Origin of the sequence: Geomonas oryzae (genome assembly GCF_004117875.1) — a bacterium.
Classification (GTDB): Bacteria; Desulfobacterota; Desulfuromonadia; order Geobacterales; family Geobacteraceae; genus Geomonas; species Geomonas oryzae.
Map to the genome: position 1 here is coordinate 238,171 of NZ_RAHW01000002.1, position 17,616 is coordinate 255,786.

The window sequence follows — 17,616 nt, forward strand, 5'->3', positions numbered from 1 at the left end:
CGTTTCGAGCCCACCTTACCCCGGGAGGGTGAAGTAGAAGCTCGCCCCCTTGCCCGGCTCGCCCTCCGCCCAGATGCGGCCGTTGTGGCGGCGCACGATGCGGCGCACGGTGGCAAGTCCGAGACCGGTACCGGGAAAGTCGCGGTAGCTGTGCAGCCGCTTGAAAGGCTGGAACAGTTGGTCGGCGCGTGCGCCGTCAAATCCCGCGCCGTTGTCCCGTACGAAAAAGACCGTTTCGCCTGAGGCGTCGGCCATGGTGCCGAGCTCGACGGCAGGGGAAGGAATGCCGGAAGTGTACTTCCAGGCGTTGGACAGCAGGTTTTCCAGCACCACGCGGACGAGGCTCGCATCGCCGTTTGCGACCAGTCGCTCAGGAAGCCGGAAGGATACCGGATGCCCCTCGTAGTCCTGACGCAGTCGTGCCGCTATCTCGAGAGCAGTCGGGACGAGGTCCAGCTCGCGGCGTTCGATCTCCACCTGGGTCACGCGGCAAAGGACCATGAGGGAGTCGAGCAATTCCTCCATCTGGACGCAGCCGTCGTGCACGAGGTCGACGAAGAACCGGCCGTTGTCGTCCAGAAGCTCGCGGTACCCCTTCAGCTCCTGGGCCGAGCTGTAGACGCGGGTGAGCGGCGCCCGCAGGTCATGGGAGATGGCCTGGCAGAAGGATTCGAGTTCCTGGTTGGTCTGTTTGAGTTCCTGCGCCTGCCGGGTGAGAGTCGCGTTCAGCTCGATAGCCTCGCGCTCGGCGGTTTTTCTCGCCGTAATGTCGCGCACGACCTCGATACCGTACAGGGGGCGACCGTCGCTGTCCATCAGCGCGGAACCGATGATCTCGACATCGCCGCCGGTGGCGGAGTTGCCCGGCCCGAGCTCGGTGCGGTGCACCAGCCCGTCCTTGAACGCGGCGACGAGATGGCAGTCCTCGCAGACCGTGCTCCTCTTGCGATAGGCCTCGTAACAAAGACGACCGACGCTGTACCCGGTCAACTCCTGGTGGGCGCGGTTCTGGTAGATGACGTTCAGGTCCGGGTCCTGAATGGAGATGGCATCCCCCATCGCCTCGACGATCCCTTCAAGCTTCGCCCGTTCCCGCTCGGCCTTGTCGAGCGCCTGCTGCAGGGCCTCCTCGAGGCGTGTCTCGACACGGTGCGACCGGCGCGAGTACAAAAGCAGGCAGCAAACGAGAAAGAGCACCAAGGCGAAATCGGACATCTCGTGGGGATCGGGGTGGAACAGGAACTCGAGGAAGGTGCGGTCTCCCTGGATCATGAAATCCATGACCGCGTCGGCGAGCCAAAAAATGAAGATCAGCAGGGCCCCGATGAGCGCCTGGCAGATAAACGATGCTGCACCCGGCTCACCGAGCCGGGTTAATCGGGACAATTTACGCACTAATTCCATACACCCTCGATACCCGCGCCGCAGCCGGGACAGTGACCGTCCGAGAGGAGATTTTTCTCCACCAGATAGCCGTACCTCTTGATCAGGAGCAACCCGCAGGACGGGCAGTAGCTGCTCTCTCCCCCTTCCCCGGGAACGTTTCCTTCGTACACGTAACGAAGGCCTGCGTCAAGGCCTATCCGGCTTGCCATCCTGAGCGTCTCCACCGGGGTGCGGGGCTGGTCGGTCAGCCGGTGCGTAGGATAGAACTGGGTCACGTGCCAAGGCGTCTCGACCCCGACCTCCGACGCGATGAACCGAGCCAGGTCGCGAAGCTCCCCTTCGGAGTCGTTACGATTCGGTATCACCAGGGTGGTGAGTTCAACCCAGATGCCGTGCCGCTTGTAATCGAGGATGCAGTCGAGAACCTCGGCGAGCGACGCCCCCACCACATCGCGGTAGAAAGAGTCGGTGAACCCCTTGAGATCTATGTTGGCGGCGTCGAGGAAAGGTGCGATGGCGGCGAGGGCCTCGGCGGTGATATAGCCGTTGGTGACGAAGACGTTTTTCAGCCCGGCGGCCTTGGCAAGCCGTGCGGTCTCGTACGCGTACTCGAAAAAGATGGTCGGCTCGGTGTAGGTGTAGGCGATGGAACGGCACCCGGTGGCGATGGCCCGCTCGACGACGGTCTCGGGGGAAACGAAACTTCCCGAGCGTTCGACGCTCGCCTCGTCGGGCTGGGCGATGGTGTAGTTCTGGCAGTGCAGGCAGCGGAAATTGCACCCGACCGTGGCGACGGAGTAGGAGCGGCTCCCGGGAAGCAGGTGGAAAAGGGGCTTCTTCTCGATGGGATCCACGTGCTCGGCCACGAGATTGCCGTAGACCAGAGAGTACAGGGTCCCTTCGCGGTTTTCCCGGACCCGGCAACGCCCACGCTGTCCATTGCTGATAAGACATCCAAAACGGCACAGCCCGCAGCGCACCCTACCCCCGTCCAGCTTTTGGTAGAACATCGCCTCTTTCATGCCGCCTCCCTTGTTGAGTCAAGGCAAAATTAACAGCGACCAATCGTACCATTAACGCAAAAAAAATTCCAGCGCAAATTTAGCGACATCCGCCGTCGTCGGCAAAAGGATGGCGATGCTGTATACGCGGACACAAACCGGTGTTCCACAAGTACCAGGTGCAAAAAAAAAGTTGAAGAAGCTACTCATTTACGCAAAGGTAAACCTGATCCTTCAAAAATGTCATACCTTTGTTTTATAGCGGGAAATGACATGATATTTCCATGTGTTACGACGAGATCAGGAGAACTTATCCTGGAAAAAGACGGAGATGTTTTAAAATTAAGGCTCGTAACGGCGGGGGCACAGAAAAGCTAAACTACTGTTTTAGGTCATTTTTTCGGAAAATTAGCACTTGACCGACCATGCATGTTCTATATATTGTCAAAATCAAAATACCCCCAACGTAGGAGAAACAAACATGGAATGCCCGCACTGCAGCAACAAAATCGGAATCGAGATCGACATGCATTCCGACGGTTACGCTAAAGACCTTCTGGAATGCACCTCTTGTGGCACCATTTGGCTTGAGAAAGCCAGCAAGATCATCACGGTGAACAGGAAAGCGGCCTAAACGGGAAAGGGGGCGCCCCAAGCGCCCCCCCTCCGATTCCTTCCTCGAATACTTCCCCACTCACCCCGGGAGCGAAGCAACCTCGGGCACCACTTGACGCTCACCCGCAGCCATCCCCTCGAAAAAGTCGTCGTACACCGGAGCAAGGCGCGCCCAGTCGTAACGCGAAACGTGCCGGTCCAACCGCGCGCGCTCCTCGTCCGGCTGTTTTATAATCGACCTGAGCCGGTCCACCAAAGTCTCGTCCTCGCGGTACAGAACATGAGAGGACAAGTGCGGCGGCACGTGCTCCGGGTAGGCAAGCCGGTCCGGCAGCAAAGGAACGCAGCCGCAGTAAAGCGCCTGCACCACGCTCGCCCCGAAAAACTCCTGACGCGAAGTAACCGGCAGCACGTCACCGCTCCAGAGCCACTTCGCGTAGTCGGCGAAGCTCTCCTGGTATCCCCACTGCACCACGCGCGCCCCGAGGCGCCGACGCGCCTTCTCGAACACCTCGGGCACCCTCCCGAAGGACTCCCCAAGCACCGCGACCTCGAAAGACACCCCCTCCTCGTCCAGCTGGTAAAGCGCCTCGAAGAAGGGTTCCGGGGCCTTGTCGAATTCCCAGCGGTGGTTCCAGAGCAAAAGGGGCGCCCTCTTCCCCGCGGCATCGTCCGGGCGATGACGGTCGAACCGCCCCAGATCGAGCCCGAGCGGCAGCACGCGGCTCTTGACCGCGATCCCGCCGACGGAATCGAGATCGACGGCGTCCGGGAAGCGCCGCAGAAAGTCGGGGAGCGCGCCGAGGAAGGAATCCATGTGATAGCGGGAGTTGAAAAGGACCGCATCCGCCGCCAGCGCGCTCACGTAGTTGATGAAGGCGTAGTGCAGGTCGCGCTGACGGGAAGGGTCCGGGTCGCCCGGGGACCACGGGTAGGTGAGCTGGTTTTCGTGGAAATAGACGGCGCTCGGGCAGCCGTCGGCAAGAGGCCGGGCGAGCGCCAGAAAGGTGGTGAGATCGAGCATGTCGGTCGCCAGGATCAGGTCCGGACGCCTGCCGCCTTCGAGAAAGCGCGAGGCAAGCGTCACCGCCCCGCCGTGCATGCGCCACTTCCAGTTGCGGCCGGCGAGCGTGAAGAGTTCCACCTCATGGCGCGAATGGGAGGCGTACTCCCTGGCCCAGGCGGCGTGCGACCCGGTGCAATAGGGCTCGACGAGGGCGATGTGCATCTTTGGCCTCCTGCGGCGGGAAAGCCGCCTCAGAACATGAAGCGGCGCATGCTGATGTTCAGCAGGATCCCGACCCCTACCATCGAGGTCACCATCGAGGTGCCGCCGTAGGAGAAAAACGGAAGCGGCACGCCGACCACGGGCATGAGACCGATCACCATCCCCATGTTGATGACGATGTGCCAGAAGAGCATCGCGGTGACCCCTACGGCGAGCAGCGAGCCGAAACGGTCGTTGCACCTCTTGGCGATGCCGAGCCCCCAGAGGATCAGGAACAGGTAAAGGGCGAGCATGAGGAGGCACCCGATGAACCCCCATTCCTCGGCGAATACGGAGAAGGCGAAGTCCGTGTGCTGCTCCGGAAGGAAGCGAAGCTGCGACTGGGTCCCCTGCATGAACCCCTTGCCGAGGGTTGCACCGGAGCCCACGGCGATCTTGCTCTGAATGATGTGGTAGCCGCTCCCCAGAGGATCGAGATCGGGGTTCAGGAAGTTGTAGACGCGCTTTTTCTGGTAGTCGTGCAGCAGGAACTCCCAGGCGACGACTACGACCGGGACCGCGGCGGCGAAAAGGGTCCCGAGGGCGGACCAGCGCACGCCGACGAAAAGGAGCATGGTCCCTGCGATGAGGGATACGAGGATCGCGGTGCCGAGGTCGGGTTGCTTCATGATGAGCGCCGCCGGGACTCCCAAAAGCAGCAGCGGATATACCAGCTCCTTGAGGGTCAGCCCCTTGAAAACGGGATAGCGACTGAAGAAGCGGGCGAAGGTCATGATGATGACGATCTTCATCGGCTCGGAGGGCTGCATGTTGAAAAAGCCGAAGCTGATCCAGCGGGTCGCCCCCATCGTGGTCTTGCCGGCGACGAGGACGAGCAGGAGCAGGACGACCACACCGCCGTAAAGCCAGTAGGCGAAGTCCTCGAGCATGTGGTAGTCGAGGCTGCAGACGGTGAGGCTCAGCAGAAGGCCGGCGACGATCCAGTAGAGCTGCTTTAGGTAATACGGCGTGCCGATGTCCCGGTAGGAGGACGAGGCGCTGTATATGTTGATCACCCCGAAGACGGTGATGAGAAGCACCACGCCCAGGAGGGTCCAGTCGAAGTTTGTGAATAGTCGTCTGTCGAACATCTCTTCCTCGTATGGTTCAGGCGTCGCGGCATAGCCCCGCGTCGCCGGAGTGCGTCATTCTTCCTTCGCTCCGGTATCGGGTTCGGCAACCCCCTCGCCCCCGGCTTCTTCCTTGACCGCCGCCTTGGGTACCGGCTTCTTGATGACCCCTTTCCCTTCGAAGTAGGCGCGCAGGATCTTCCCGGAAATCGGTGCTGCGGCGGAGCCGCCGTGCTCGCCGTGCTCGACGATGACGGCGATGGCGATTTCGGGTTTTTCGTAGGGCGCGAACGCGACGAACAAAGCGTGGTCGCGGAAACGGTACGGGATGTCTCCTTTGCTGTCGCGCAGCTTCACGACCTGCGACGAGCCGGTCTTTCCCGCTACCTTGACCTCCCAGAGCCTCGACATGCCGCCGGTGCCGTGCGGCTCGTTGACGACGGCCAAGAGCCCCTCCTTGACGAAGCGGTAGGTGGAAGGTTTGAGTCCCGTTTTGCCGATCACCTGGGGCGTGTAATCCTGCAGCACCTTGCCGTCCGAGTCCACCACGCGCTTGACGAGGTGCGGCCGGTAGATGGTCCCCTCGTTGGCGACGGTCGCGATCATCGAGGCCAACTGCACCGGCGTGGTGAGCACGTACCCCTGGCCGATGCCGACCGGGAGCGTCTCGCCCGCGTACCACTTCTTGCCGAAGCGTTTCAGCTTCCACTCCTCGGTCGGGATCACGCCCCCCTTCTCGTTCTCAAGGCCGATGCCGAGCGGCGCCCCGAGGCCGAAGGCCTTCGCGTATTTCGCGATCCGGTTCACGCCGAGGCGCTCGGCGAGCTTGTAGTAGTAGACGTCGCACGACTCGCGCAGCGATTTTTTGAGGTCGACGCTGCCGTGCCCCTTGTGGTCCCAGCAGCGGAAGGTGGCGTTGCCGAACTTGTAGGAGCCGGTGCACTGGATCGTCGTGTGCTCGTCGATGAGCCCTTCCTCGAGCCCGGCGATCGCGGTGATCACCTTGAAGGTGGAACCGGGAGGGTACATCCCCTTCAGCGCCTTGTTTTCCAGGGGATGCCGCTCGTCCTCGAGGTACTTCTTCCAGATGTCGGGGGGCATCCTGCCGGTGAAGAGGGCGGGATCGAAGTCGGGGCTCGAGACGAAGGCCAGGATCTCGCCGGTGTTCACGTCCATGGCGACGGCTGCGCCGGCCTTGTCGCCGAGCGCCTGCTCGGCCGCCTTCTGCATCTCCAGATCGATGGTGAGCATCACCGTGTTGCCGACGCTCGAACCGGTCTCGGCCACGGTGCGCAGGAAGCGGCCGCGCGCATCGACCTCGATCTGGCGCCCGCCGTCGGTGCCGTGCAGGTAGGTTTCCCACGCCCGCTCGATGCCGCTTTTGCCGATGTAATCGCCCGCGTTGTACTCGCGGTAGCGCTCGGAGTTGAGTTCGTCCTCGGAGACCTCGCCCAGGTAACCGAGCAGGTGCGAGGCGAGCGAACCGTTCGCGTAGGCGCGGATCGGCTTCATCTCGATGTTGACCCCGGAGAGGGCGAGACGGTTCTCCTCGAGGAACTCCATCTGGTCGCGGGTGATGCCCGAGGCTACGACCAGCGGGTAGTACTTCGCCCTCCCCTGCCCCTTGGTCCACTTGGTCTCGATCTCCTTGCGGTCGAGGTTCAGGTAGCGGGCGAGGTTGTCGATCAGCTGTTCCTTGTCCTTCACGTCCTGCGGGATGACCGCGACGGAGAAGGATGGCGTGTTGGAGACGAGCACCTTGCCGTTTCGGTCCAGGATGGCGCCGCGCGGTGCCGCGACCGGGACGAAACGGAGCCGGTTGCTCTCGGACTGGTCGATCAGGTCCTCGGCGCTGATCACCTGCAGGTACCAAAGCCTCGACAGGAGCAGGAAGAACATGGCGAAGGCGCCGATGGAAAGGCCTATGATGCGGCGGCCGCCACCGTCGTCGTCGGGGATGATGTTGTTCAGATTCTTCATCGCGCCTCCTCCACCGGGAGCCTCACCCCGGAAACCAGGGAGGCGACCAGGGCGTTGATCAGGGCCTGCGGCAAAAGCGCCGGCAAAAGCGTGGCGTAAAGGCCGTTCGAGACGGAGAAGACGAGGAGCATCAAGAGGTTCAACAGGGCACTCACAAGCGTTGCAATGAAGACGACCAGCACGAACAGGACGCGGTTGTCGGTGTAGAGCCGGTCGGCAAGCTCAGACAGGAGCGTGTAGATGCAGAGATAGGAAAAGGCATGCAGCCCGAGGTAGATGCCGCTGAAGCTGTCCTGCAAAAGCCCCAGGAGGAAAACGGCGATGCCCGAGTAGCGGTGCGGCAGCTTAAGCCCCAGGTACACCACCAGGATGATGATCAGGTTGGGCTGGAAAGGGTCCTGAAGGTACCTCGGCAGGAGCGTCATCTGGAGGAGGCAGGCGGCCGCCACCACGGCGGCTATCTTTAAATAGGCCATCACGGAAAATTCCTACTCATCGCGCTGCCGGACGAGCACCAGCATCTCTTCAAGCTGTCCGATGTTGACCAGGGGGCGCACCTCGATGGTCTGGAACACCCCGTACTCCCCCTTCTTCACCATGGTGACCTCGCCGATGGGAAGCCCCTTCGGGAAGACGCCGCCGATGCCGGAGGAGACCACGGTGTCACCCACCTTTACGTCCTCGTCCTTCACGGTGAACTCCATGGAGCAGCGCCCTCCGCCGGCGCCGCGCACGACGCCGCGGGCGCGGGTGCGCTGCACGATGGAGGCGATGGCACTGGCATGGTCGGTAAGAAGGAGCACGCGCGAAGAGTGCGGCGCCACCTTGACCAGACGACCTACTACGCCCCCTGCGGCGACCACCGGCATCCCCTCGGCAAGCCCGTCGGCCGCACCGCGGTCCACCACGAGGGTCTTGAACCAGGCCGAGCTGTCCTCACCGATCACCGACACGGCAACCGACGGGATGGCCACGCTCTCCTTGAGTTCCAGGAGCTGTTTGTACCTGAGGTTCGCGGCAATGGCCTCGTTGTTGGCGACGATGCGCTCGTTGAGACGCTTCACGCTCTTTCTGAGCTCGATGTTCTCGCGGCGCACGTCGATCAGGTCGATGTAGTTGTTCCAGATGTCGCTCAGAAAGCCGGTGGCGCTCGCGGCGGAGCCGGCAACCGGTGCGGTCATGCTCATCACGGTACGCTCGACCGGGTTCGCGTGATCCCTGTTCCTCAGGTTCATGGCGTAAGTGAGAAACGCCGTCAGCAGGACCAGGGCGGTCAGCAGGAATCGCCTGTAGCGGTTAAGAAGGTTTTTCATCGGCCTCAGAAATGGTTTAGGGGGCACTGCGGCCCCCTATTTGTCGAATGATGTCATCGCATGTCGCCGCGAAGCGGAGGCGCTCAGTCAAGCTGAAACGGAGAGTCCTCGAGTTCCTCGTGGCGGATTTCGTCGACCGGCTCGCGTTTCCCCTCACCCGCGTACAGCCGGTTCGGGGCGTTGAAGACGATGCCGCTCTCAAGACCGATGTTACGGTAGGCATGCACGACGCCCGGCGGCACGATCACCATCATCGGCGCGTCCGCACCGGCGTAAAGCACCTGCTTGATACCGTAGCTCGGCGAATCGGGGCGGGCGTCCCAGAGGTACACCTTGAAGTTCGAAGGCCCCATGAAGCAGAAAAGGTCGGTCTGGTCGACGTGCTCGTGCGGACCGCGCGCCACTCCGGGCAGGGTCATCGAGATGTACGCCATGGCGGGGATGACGCCCGGTTCCAGCTCGTCGGAGCGGAAAAGCTCGGTGAGCCACCCCCGCTCGTCAAGGAACTTGCCCAGGGGCTTGCACGTCACGTCGTGGATGCGCCCTTTGGTATATTTTGCCGACGCACTCATTTCACACCCCCGCAAAGTTCCGTCTCGTTGTACACCCGCAGAAGGTAATCGCGGTAGGAGGAATTCGGCGTCTGCTCGATGACCTTGGCCATCGCCTCGCAGTCGAGGTATCCCATACGCAGGGCGATCTCTTCAAGACAGGCGATCTTCAGCCCCTGGCGGGCCTCCAGCGTCCCGATGAAGTGCGAGGCCTCCAAGAGACTCTGGTGCGTGCCGGTGTCGAGCCATGCGATGCCGCGTCCGAGTTTCTCGACCGTCAACGTGCCGCGTTTGAGGTAATCGAGGTTGATATCGGTTATTTCGAGCTCACCGCGCGCAGAAGGCTTGAGCGCCTTGGCCACTTCGACCACATCCCCGTCGTAAAGGTAGAGGCCCGGGACCGCGTAATTGGACTTGGGGGCCTTCGGCTTCTCCTCGATGCTCAGCACCCGGTTGTCGCCGTCGAACTCGACCACGCCGTAGCGTTCAGGGTCCTGCACGTAGTAGCCGAATATCTTCGCGCCGCCGTCAAAGTCGGCGATTAGCTTGTCGAGCTCCATCTTGCCGTAGAAGATGTTGTCGCCGAGAATCAGGCAGACCGGTTCGCCGGCGATGAACTCTTCGCCGATGAGAAAGGCCTGGGCGATCCCCTTCGGTTCGGGCTGCACCGCATAGCTCAGGCGAATACCCCAGCGCGACCCGTCGCCGAGCAGCGCCTGGAAACGGGGGGTGTCATGCGGCGTGGAGATGATCAGTATGTCGGAGATGCCCGCCATCATGAGGGTCGCCAGCGGGTAGTAGATCATCGGCTTGTCATAGACCGGCTGCAACTGCTTGCTGGCCACCATCGTGAGCGGGTAGAGCCTGCTGCCGGCACCGCCTGCCAACAGGATCCCCTTTTTTATCCCTTGCGCCATACCAACCTTTCCAGAAGCAAAATTGACATTTAACAAACTGTATTTACTACCACAGCGGCTCATCATGCGTCAAACAGATAATCCCGTACGGTCCCGGTCGTTACGACGCCCGGCGCGCTAGAGCAGGCGCTCCTTGAGCGCCTCGTCGATGAAGCTTTCCTCGATCGCCTCCCGCGCCCAGGGCTCCTTGCAGCGGGAAAGCACCACGGCGGCCCCTTCGGCGACCGCCGGGACCGGGCTCCAGAGCGCGTTCCTGATCGAGCGCAGCCGCCTGGGATCGGGGGCTTTCATGACGGCGAGCTCGCGGCAGGAGCGGCACAAAAGCGCGAGGTTGTCCTCGACAGGCTCTTCATCCGGCCGGTATTCCCACAGACGCAGCTCCTCGCCCCCCTCGCACCATTCGCACTTGAAAGCCGCCCGTTTGCTCACGGTCTTGCCGAAAAGCTGCACCGCCTCCAGATGGTCCTTGTTTTGCTGCGCGCCCTTTGCCATTTCCGCCTCCCATGCCGCCTAAATGGCAGCGCAGACGAGTCTAGCAGAATGGTCAACCGGATCAACAGTTTTCTCGTCGCGGCGCCGTATTCACGGCTCAGTTTTCACTGGACAGCGAGCGGCGTTCGCGGTTAAGGTCTCGACGAAAAACTCCCAAGACAAGCCGCAACACGAGGACGAAGAAACATGATGCTCCCCTCCCCCCTGTACCAGGGAACCCTGATCCGCCGCTACCACCGCTTTCTAGCCGACGTCGAACTCGACGACGGCACCCTCGTCACCGCGCACACCCCGAACACCGGGAGCATGATGGGGTGCGCCGTGCCGGGGAACCGGGTGGTGCTTTCGGTGAGCGGCAACCCGGGGCGCAAGTACCCGCACAGCTGGGAACTGGTGCAGGCGGACGGCGTGTGGATCGGCATCAACACGCAGCTCCCCAACCTGCTGGCACGGGAGGCGATCCGCAACGGGACCATCGCGGAGCTTTCCGGATACGACAAGATCACCCTGGAGGTCCCCTACGGCACCGGAAGCAGGATCGACCTCCTGTTGAGCGGCGAGAGCGGCCTCTGCTACGTGGAGACCAAGAACGTCACCCTCGTCAAGGAGCGCTGCGCCCTCTTCCCGGACGCGGTAAGCGCGCGCGGACAGAAGCATCTGCGCGAGCTCATGGAGATGGTGCGCCAGGGGCATCGCGCGGTGAACCTTTTCGTGGTGCAGCGCGGCGACGGCGACGCCCTTGCCCCCGCCGACGCCATCGACCCGGTCTACGGCAGGCTGCTGCGTGAGGCGGCAGCGGCAGGCGTCGAGCTCCTCGCTTACCAGGCCCAGGTCACCCTAGGCGAGATACGCCTCACCCATCCGGTCCCGGTATTGCTCTAGGTATTTGACATCCTTGGCAAGGACGCTAAAGTTATACGCGTTGCCCGGGGGGGACCAATGAGAATACCGAAACTGACCATCTTCGCCAAAGAGACCGGCGTGGAAATAGCTCCCAGTGAAAAAAAACAAAACGGCAGGCCCGAAGAGGGGCGTGTCGCCTTCCGCTTCTTCCGGCTCGCGGCAGGCCGCCAGCATATCCGCTTCGTGGCGGAACCGTGTGAGGCTTTCGAGATCTCCAGGAAGATAGCGCAGGTGGAGGAAAGCGGCGGAAAGGAAACCTTCACGCACCGCTACGAATCCACCGACGGCGAGACGATAACGAGGCTCAGTGTGGAGTGCTACGAACGCCACGGCCGGAAGGGATACGCCTTCTCGATCCAGCGCGGCGAGGAGAGCATCAACGTGGCGGCGCCGCAGGGGGAGTTTCTCTTCGCGGCGGAATTCTTAAAGCAGCTTTCCGTGGCGCAATCCTGGGTCTCCTGGGTGGAACCGGACGCGCAGAAACAGCAGGCGGCCTCACCTGCCTGACCCCACCGAAAACTACGAAAGCGGGACAGCGTGATAAACAAGAAGCCGAGCAAAACCCTCTATCTAAGCATCGAAAGCAGATTGTGCGACGTGGCCCTCGTGGGACATGCGGTGCGAGGCGTCTGTGCCTGTTCGCCCCTCAAGGAGGAGATCTACGGTGAGATGGAAGTGTGCGTGGTGGAGGCGCTCAACAACGCCATCACCCACGCCTACCGCCGCCAGGAAGGGTACCGCGTCGACACGGCCATCACGCTGCATCACGACCGCATCTCCTTCGAGGTTTCCGACGAGGGGACCGCGATCGAGGACTTCGCGCCGAGAAGCCTCGAGTTCGACCCCGAGGTGATCGGATCCATCCCCGAAAACGGCATGGGGCTCTTCATCATCGAGACCCTCATGGACGAGGTGAGCTACCGCTCCCACAACGGCAGAAACACCCTCTCCTTCTGCCGCTACTTCACCCAGCCCCAGGCCTGACCCCTACCCCAGGAGGAACTCGAAGTCCTCCCGCCCGATCGAGACGCTCCCCCCCTGCTCCGCCTCCTCCAGAAGCGCACGGTACAGTTTCAGCTTGCGCTTTTTAAGCTCCATCATCTTCTCCTCGATGCTGTGCCGCATCAAAAGCCTCGTGATGGTGACCTGGCGCTTTTGTCCGATGCGGTGCGCCCGGTCCGAGGCCTGGCTCTCCACGGCCGGGTTCCACCAGGGGTCCAGGTGGAAGACGTAGGAGGCGCGGGTCAGGTTTAGGCCGCGCCCCCCCGCCTTCAGGCTCAAGAGAAACACGCCGGGCTCGGTCGCTTCCTGGAAGTTCTGCACCAGTTCCTTGCGGCGCGAAACCGGCGTGGAGCCGTCCAGGCGCGAGGAGGCGATGCCGTGCTGGGTGAGTCCCTGCTCCACGATGTCGAGAAACGAGGTGAACTGCGAGAAGACGAGGACGCTGTGCCCTTCCGCGAAGAGTTCCTGCAACTGGTCCACCAGGAACTCGATCTTCGGTGAGCGGTCGTTGGCCCCGGGGAGAACGAGTCGCGAGCAGAGGCAGATCTGGCGGAGTTTCAGGATCGCGGTGAGCGCTATGATGCGCGCCTGCCCGGCGGCGTTGGAGGCGAAGGCACGCGCCACCGTCTCGCGCACCTCGGTGACGGTCCGGGCGTAAAGCGCCTTCTGCCTCGGGCTCATTTCCAGGTAAAGGTCGGTCTCCACCTTCGGGGGGAGTTCCGCGGCGATCATGTCCTTCGAGCGGCGCAGGATGAAGGGACGGGTGCGCCGGATCAGCGTCTCGATGAAGTCGCTTCCCTCGCGCCCCATCTGCTTGCGGAACTGTTCGTAGGGGCCTAGCAGCCCGGGGAGTGCCAGGTCCATCACGGAGAAATATTCACCCAGGTGGTTTTCCAGCGGCGTGCCGGTGAGGGCCACCTTGAAGGTTCCCTTCAGCCTGCGCACCGCACCGGTGGTCTCGGCGTGGATGTTCTTCACCGCCTGGGCCTCGTCGAAGACGACGACGTGGAACGGGATCTCGCGCAGCACCTCGATGTCGCGCTGCACTACGCCGTAGCTGGTGAGGACGACGTCGAAACCGGCGAACTCGGCCCGGCGCCCCTGGCCGCGGTAGACGCCGACCTTCAGGTCCGGATAGAAGCGGGCGAGCTCGCTCTCCCAGTTGAAGATGAGGGTGGGCGGGACCACGACGAGGTGCGGCACCTCTTGGGGGACGTCCGAGGCGATGGTCCCCTCTTTCAGCCCGGCCAGCAGCGCGATGGCCTGGATGGTCTTGCCGAGCCCCATGTCGTCGGCAAGGCAGGCCCCGAAGCGGTGCTCGTAGAGAAAGGCGAGCCAGCTGTACCCCTCGAGCTGGTAGTTTCGCAGGGTCGCCTTGAGCCCGACCGGCGCTTCGAGCTTCGGTATCCCCTCGAAGCGGGTGAGACTCTCGAAGATGCGCTCGTCCTCCGGGGACAAAAGCACCCGCACGCCGTTTTTCCTGAGCGTGATCCAGTCGAGGATCTGCAGGCGCGGCACCCGCACCACCTCGCGTTTGGTATGGGGGGCGAAGAGGGCTAGGGTGCTGCTCGTGAGCGGGTCGAGAAGGAACACGGCGCCCCCACGGCGGAAGACCCCGCCGCCGTTCAAGGCGGCCATCAGTTCCGCCTCGTCGACCAGTTCGCCGTCGGCACGAATCTCGGGACGCAGCTCGAACCAGTCGATGGTCGACCTGGTGGCGTCCAGGGTGAAGGTCCAGGAAACGGTCTGCAGCTCCTCGCCTGCAAGGGCGATGGCGTACCCCTCGGCGACAAGCGCCGCCTTCAGTTCTCCCAGGCGCCCCATGAAAACCTTGCGCTCCAGGGAGAAGCGCTCCCCCTCCCCCGCCTGCCAGAAGATGTCGAAGCCGAAGGTCTCGGCAAGGATCTCGAGAATACGCGTCTGACGTGATACCTCGACCCCGAGGGCGAGCCACTCTCCAGCGTCGGAGAGCTGCAGCAAGGTGAGGGTCCTGCGCGCCTCCTCGCAGAAACCGTTGATGATGGCACGTGCGTCGGCTCTGATGCCGCGCTTGAAGAATTCGGCCCCTTCCAGCGTCTGACGCACAAGGCGGTCGCGCTCCACAAGGTTATTGGAACCAAAGGCGGCGAAGCAGGCCTTCACGATGGCGGCGACACGCTTCTTCGCCTTCAACGGTTGCGGGTATGAGGCGCGGCCGTCTCCGTTCAGGAAGCGGAAGGCCTCGGAGGAGAAGGAAAAGACGGCCTCCCCGGCGACCCCTTCGGCAACCAGCGGCACCACATCTTCGAGTTCGAGGATGTTCAACCGGTAGCGCGGTTCCACGACTCTGGGCGTTACGCAGACGCCCGAGACGGATAGGATGAGGCGCGAAGCCGTCTCCCCCTCGGCGCCGAGATCGAACTGAAGGCGGTTGAACATTGCCGCGGGGAAACGGCAACCGGTCGCCTCCGCCGCCGGGGCGTCGGGAAGCCGCTTAAGGAGGGCCGTGAGGCTTCCATAGAGGCACAGGCCGGTGTCATCGACCTTCTGGATCAAGCTGCGTTTGAGATCGAAGAGGTATCCCTGGTGGATGAAGAGCGCGTCGTCCATCGAGGAGCCGTCCTCGAGGGAGAGACTCGCGGTAACGTCGCCTTTATCCAGGTCGAGTTGCAGCAGGACGGCACGGGTCACCGAGGCATCGAAAGAGAGCGGCCTTGCCTCATCCCCGGAAAGGTAGAGGATCGGGAAGCGCCCCCTGAAACGCCCGAGGAACTCCTCCACGACACGGCCGCGCAGCGCCGAGGAATGCAGCAGTCTCAGGAAATCGCGCATGGACGCGGGAAGAGCCGAGTCGTAGAGTGCGACCGGCAGGAGGTTCTGCATGAGGCGGAGGCGCACCTCACCCTGCTGCCTTTCAAGCGCCAGGGCATAGCCGCTTTCAGCAGGGATCGCTCCCTCCTCGGCGGCTACTTCTTTGATCGGAACAAGGTAGAGCTTCTCGCGGATTCCGGTCAGGTAATCGTTGGGGAGTTGAAGCATGGGAAGGGAAGCCGGGGCGAGCGCCTTTTTCACGGTGGCAAGGGCCGCGACGAGGTGCGGGCAGCGCCCGTGCGGACTCCAGACGCCGCAATTGCAGTTGCCGTTGAACTCGCCATGGGCGATCGACAGGGATACCCGGCAGGTCTGCCCCGCATCCGACAGGCCGACCTCGAGGACGTCGCCGGCCTGCTGCCAGGCAACGCTTGCGACAGGAGTCCTCTTGCACAGCTCGAAGCCGTTGAAGAGGTGCACCTTGTCGGCCAGCGCGTAGATGCCCGCCGCTGGCATCTGGAACAGGTGCCGCAGCAGTGGGTTGGACGGAATGTCAATCACGTGGGAACTCCCCGGGTGTGCGAGCAAAGGATCGTATAAGGTACCAGAAACAGAGCCCGAATACAACAGTGCCTTGCCGTGGATTTAAAAAGCTGCCCCTAAGACCCGGGGTTTGTGACAATAAACATCAAAAACAGTGCGCCTACCTACCATTTATATGGCCATAAATACCGGACAAAACGCCGTAAAGATCAAGCATATCGTCGTTTATATTCAATTTATCAGGGTTCGAATCGAACAAATCGTAGCTCGCATTTGATAAATCGTCGTTGACTTCTAATAAATCGTAGTTGACTTCTAATATATCGACGTTTATTTCTAATATATCGACGTTGACTTTTAATATATCGGGGTTGACTTCTTATAAATGAACGTTGACTTTTAATAAATCGCAGTTGACTTCTTATAAATGGACGTTGACTTTTAATATATCGGAGTTGACTTTTAATATATCGGAGTTGACTTCTTATAAATCGGCGTTGACTTTTAATAAATCGCAGTTGACTTCTAATAAATCGTAATCAGCGTTTAATAAATCGTGATTGCGTTCGTATAAATCGCAGTTGAGTTCATATAAATCGCAGTTGAGTCCGAATGAATCGCGGTTGGATCCAAATGCATCGCGGCAAAGTTCCGAACGCATCGCGATTAACAACGAACGCATCGGGGTCAACACCGAGTGCATTGTACTCACTACCAAACAAATTGTAGTGATGTGGGCGCAGACATCAACGGATCAGTTTTATTTAGGGGTGCGCGTCTTGCAGAATGGCCGACTGTGGAAAGGAGAGCAGTGGGAGGAAGAGGCAAAAAAAATGGGGACGGCAGCGACCGTCCCCTCGAAAAGGAGACCCAGGAGTGTGTTCCAAGGTTCACAACCACTCTTCGGACACAGCTTCCAGGACTTTAATTATTTTTTTCACCCCTCGTCTTTTAGGGCGAAATTGTCGATGATCCAGCGCGCGATGCTGCGCTTCGGGGGAAGCGCCGGGGGCATGCGCTCCTTGGTGAACCACTGCGCATCCTCCAGCTCGTCGTGATCGACCCTGATCTCGCCGGACTCGTGACGCGCGACGAAGCCTGCCATGAGCTGGCTCGGGAAAGGCCAGTTCTGGCTTCCGACATAGCTTACGTCGGTTACCTTGAGACCGGTCTCCTCGAACACCTCGCGCGCCACGCACTCCTCAAGCGACTCTCCGAAATCCACGAAACCGGCAACGAGGCTGTAGCGCCCGGTTGCCCATTCCGGCTTTCGCGCGAGCAGGAATTCGTCGCCGCGCTTGATGAGAACGATGACGCAGGGATGGATGTGCGGGTAATGTTCATGCCCGCAGCCGCCGCAGCGCTTGCCCCAGGTGGGCGCGATGCGGGTCATGTCGCCGCTGCCGCAGCGCGAACAGTGGCTGCTTTGCCGCTCCCAGTAAAGGATCTGTTTGGCGACGCCGTAGATGGTGGCCAGCTGGTCCGGAAGCTCGGTCCACGGGACGGGCACAAGCGCATCGGGAACCGCTTCGGTCTTCCCGAGGCTCAAAAGACGCACCGGCGCTCCGTCCCACTCACCGAACTGCAGCGCGCGACCGTCGTCGCTCAGAGACGGGGGGAGTTCGCCCCGGTAGAGGTCGCCATCCTGCAAGAGAAGCGCGTCCCCCTGGAGGAGGACCCAGTAGCCCGGCCCGGTATCTGCGGCCGCGTCCGGTTTCAGCTGGGTAAATCTGGTTCTTATGATCTCGCCATTAAAGGGAAGGTTGATGGTATCCGGGTATGACAT

General features: G+C 61.7%; 16 protein-coding genes. 4 read left to right on the forward strand and 12 right to left on the reverse strand.

What is annotated here, in order from left to right; genetic code table 11:
- Positions 1–15: 15 nt before the first annotated feature.
- Both D6Z24_RS05790 and amrS read right to left on the reverse strand, forming a co-directional pair.
- On the reverse strand, positions 16–1,404 hold the full coding sequence (locus tag D6Z24_RS05790) for a sensor histidine kinase (RefSeq protein ID WP_129125620.1): 1,389 nt from the start codon (positions 1,402–1,404) through the stop codon (positions 16–18).
- The gene (gene amrS, locus D6Z24_RS05795) at positions 1,395–2,408 is read right to left on the reverse strand and encodes an AmmeMemoRadiSam system radical SAM enzyme (RefSeq protein WP_129125621.1); all 1,014 of its coding nucleotides are present in this window, start codon (positions 2,406–2,408) and stop codon (positions 1,395–1,397) included. Before amrS ends, D6Z24_RS05790 begins: the two co-directional genes overlap by 10 nt.
- Positions 2,409–2,868: 460 nt before the next feature.
- On the opposite strand from amrS, the gene D6Z24_RS21605 reads away from it, so the two are divergent.
- The gene (locus D6Z24_RS21605) at positions 2,869–3,021 is read left to right on the forward strand and encodes a hypothetical protein (RefSeq protein ID WP_198419511.1); all 153 of its coding nucleotides are present in this window, start codon (positions 2,869–2,871) and stop codon (positions 3,019–3,021) included.
- Positions 3,022–3,081: 60 nt separating this feature from the next.
- Here the strand turns inward: D6Z24_RS21605 and D6Z24_RS05800 are convergent, their stop codons facing one another.
- From D6Z24_RS05800 to D6Z24_RS05835, 8 genes are all read right to left on the reverse strand, one after another.
- Positions 3,082–4,230 (reverse strand): tRNA-queuosine alpha-mannosyltransferase domain-containing protein, encoded by a 1,149-nt coding sequence (locus D6Z24_RS05800; protein WP_129125622.1) that lies wholly within the window; start codon positions 4,228–4,230, stop codon positions 3,082–3,084.
- A gap of 29 nt (positions 4,231–4,259) precedes the next feature.
- Positions 4,260–5,360 carry a rod shape-determining protein RodA gene (rodA, locus tag D6Z24_RS05805; protein WP_129125623.1) on the reverse strand — a complete coding sequence of 367 codons (1,101 nt, stop codon included), beginning with the start codon at positions 5,358–5,360 and terminating at the stop codon, positions 4,260–4,262.
- Positions 5,361–5,414: 54 nt separating this feature from the next.
- A complete protein-coding gene (gene mrdA, locus D6Z24_RS05810) occupies positions 5,415–7,319 on the reverse strand; it encodes a penicillin-binding protein 2 (RefSeq protein ID WP_129125624.1) in 1,905 nt (634 codons plus the stop codon).
- Complete coding sequence (mreD, locus tag D6Z24_RS05815; RefSeq protein WP_129125625.1) at positions 7,316–7,798, reverse strand: rod shape-determining protein MreD; 483 nt, start codon at positions 7,796–7,798, stop codon at positions 7,316–7,318. The genes mrdA and mreD overlap by 4 nt, the downstream gene beginning before the upstream one ends.
- 9 nt (positions 7,799–7,807) lie before the next feature.
- Entirely contained in the window at positions 7,808–8,632 is an 825-nt protein-coding gene (mreC, locus tag D6Z24_RS05820; protein ID WP_129125626.1) for a rod shape-determining protein MreC, read from the reverse strand.
- An 83-nt stretch (positions 8,633–8,715) separates the two neighbouring features.
- A complete protein-coding gene (locus D6Z24_RS05825) occupies positions 8,716–9,204 on the reverse strand; it encodes a dTDP-4-dehydrorhamnose 3,5-epimerase family protein (RefSeq protein WP_129125627.1) in 489 nt (162 codons plus the stop codon).
- Positions 9,201–10,100 carry a glucose-1-phosphate thymidylyltransferase RfbA gene (gene rfbA / locus D6Z24_RS05830; protein ID WP_129125628.1) on the reverse strand — a complete coding sequence of 300 codons (900 nt, stop codon included), beginning with the start codon at positions 10,098–10,100 and terminating at the stop codon, positions 9,201–9,203. Before rfbA ends, D6Z24_RS05825 begins: the two co-directional genes overlap by 4 nt.
- 117 nt (positions 10,101–10,217) lie before the next feature.
- Positions 10,218–10,592 (reverse strand): hypothetical protein, encoded by a 375-nt coding sequence (locus D6Z24_RS05835; RefSeq protein ID WP_129125629.1) that lies wholly within the window; start codon positions 10,590–10,592, stop codon positions 10,218–10,220.
- A gap of 186 nt (positions 10,593–10,778) precedes the next feature.
- Between D6Z24_RS05835 and sfsA the strand changes: the two genes are divergently transcribed.
- From sfsA to D6Z24_RS05850, 3 genes are read left to right on the forward strand one after another with little or no spacing between them, the layout of a single operon-like run.
- The gene (gene sfsA, locus D6Z24_RS05840; protein ID WP_129125630.1) at positions 10,779–11,474 is read left to right on the forward strand and encodes a DNA/RNA nuclease SfsA; all 696 of its coding nucleotides are present in this window, start codon (positions 10,779–10,781) and stop codon (positions 11,472–11,474) included.
- Positions 11,475–11,531: 57 nt separating this feature from the next.
- Complete coding sequence (locus tag D6Z24_RS05845; RefSeq protein WP_129125631.1) at positions 11,532–12,002, forward strand: hypothetical protein; 471 nt, start codon at positions 11,532–11,534, stop codon at positions 12,000–12,002.
- A 30-nt stretch (positions 12,003–12,032) separates the two neighbouring features.
- Positions 12,033–12,479 (forward strand): ATP-binding protein, encoded by a 447-nt coding sequence (locus D6Z24_RS05850; RefSeq protein ID WP_246014581.1) that lies wholly within the window; start codon positions 12,033–12,035, stop codon positions 12,477–12,479.
- A 3-nt stretch (positions 12,480–12,482) separates the two neighbouring features.
- Here D6Z24_RS05850 and D6Z24_RS05855 read toward each other — a convergent pair whose 3' ends face one another.
- Both D6Z24_RS05855 and nudC read right to left on the reverse strand, forming a co-directional pair.
- Positions 12,483–15,848 carry a DEAD/DEAH box helicase gene (locus D6Z24_RS05855; protein WP_246014582.1) on the reverse strand — a complete coding sequence of 1,122 codons (3,366 nt, stop codon included), beginning with the start codon at positions 15,846–15,848 and terminating at the stop codon, positions 12,483–12,485.
- Between the two features lie 919 nt (positions 15,849–16,767).
- Complete coding sequence (gene nudC / locus D6Z24_RS05860; protein ID WP_129125632.1) at positions 16,768–17,616, reverse strand: NAD(+) diphosphatase; 849 nt, start codon at positions 17,614–17,616, stop codon at positions 16,768–16,770.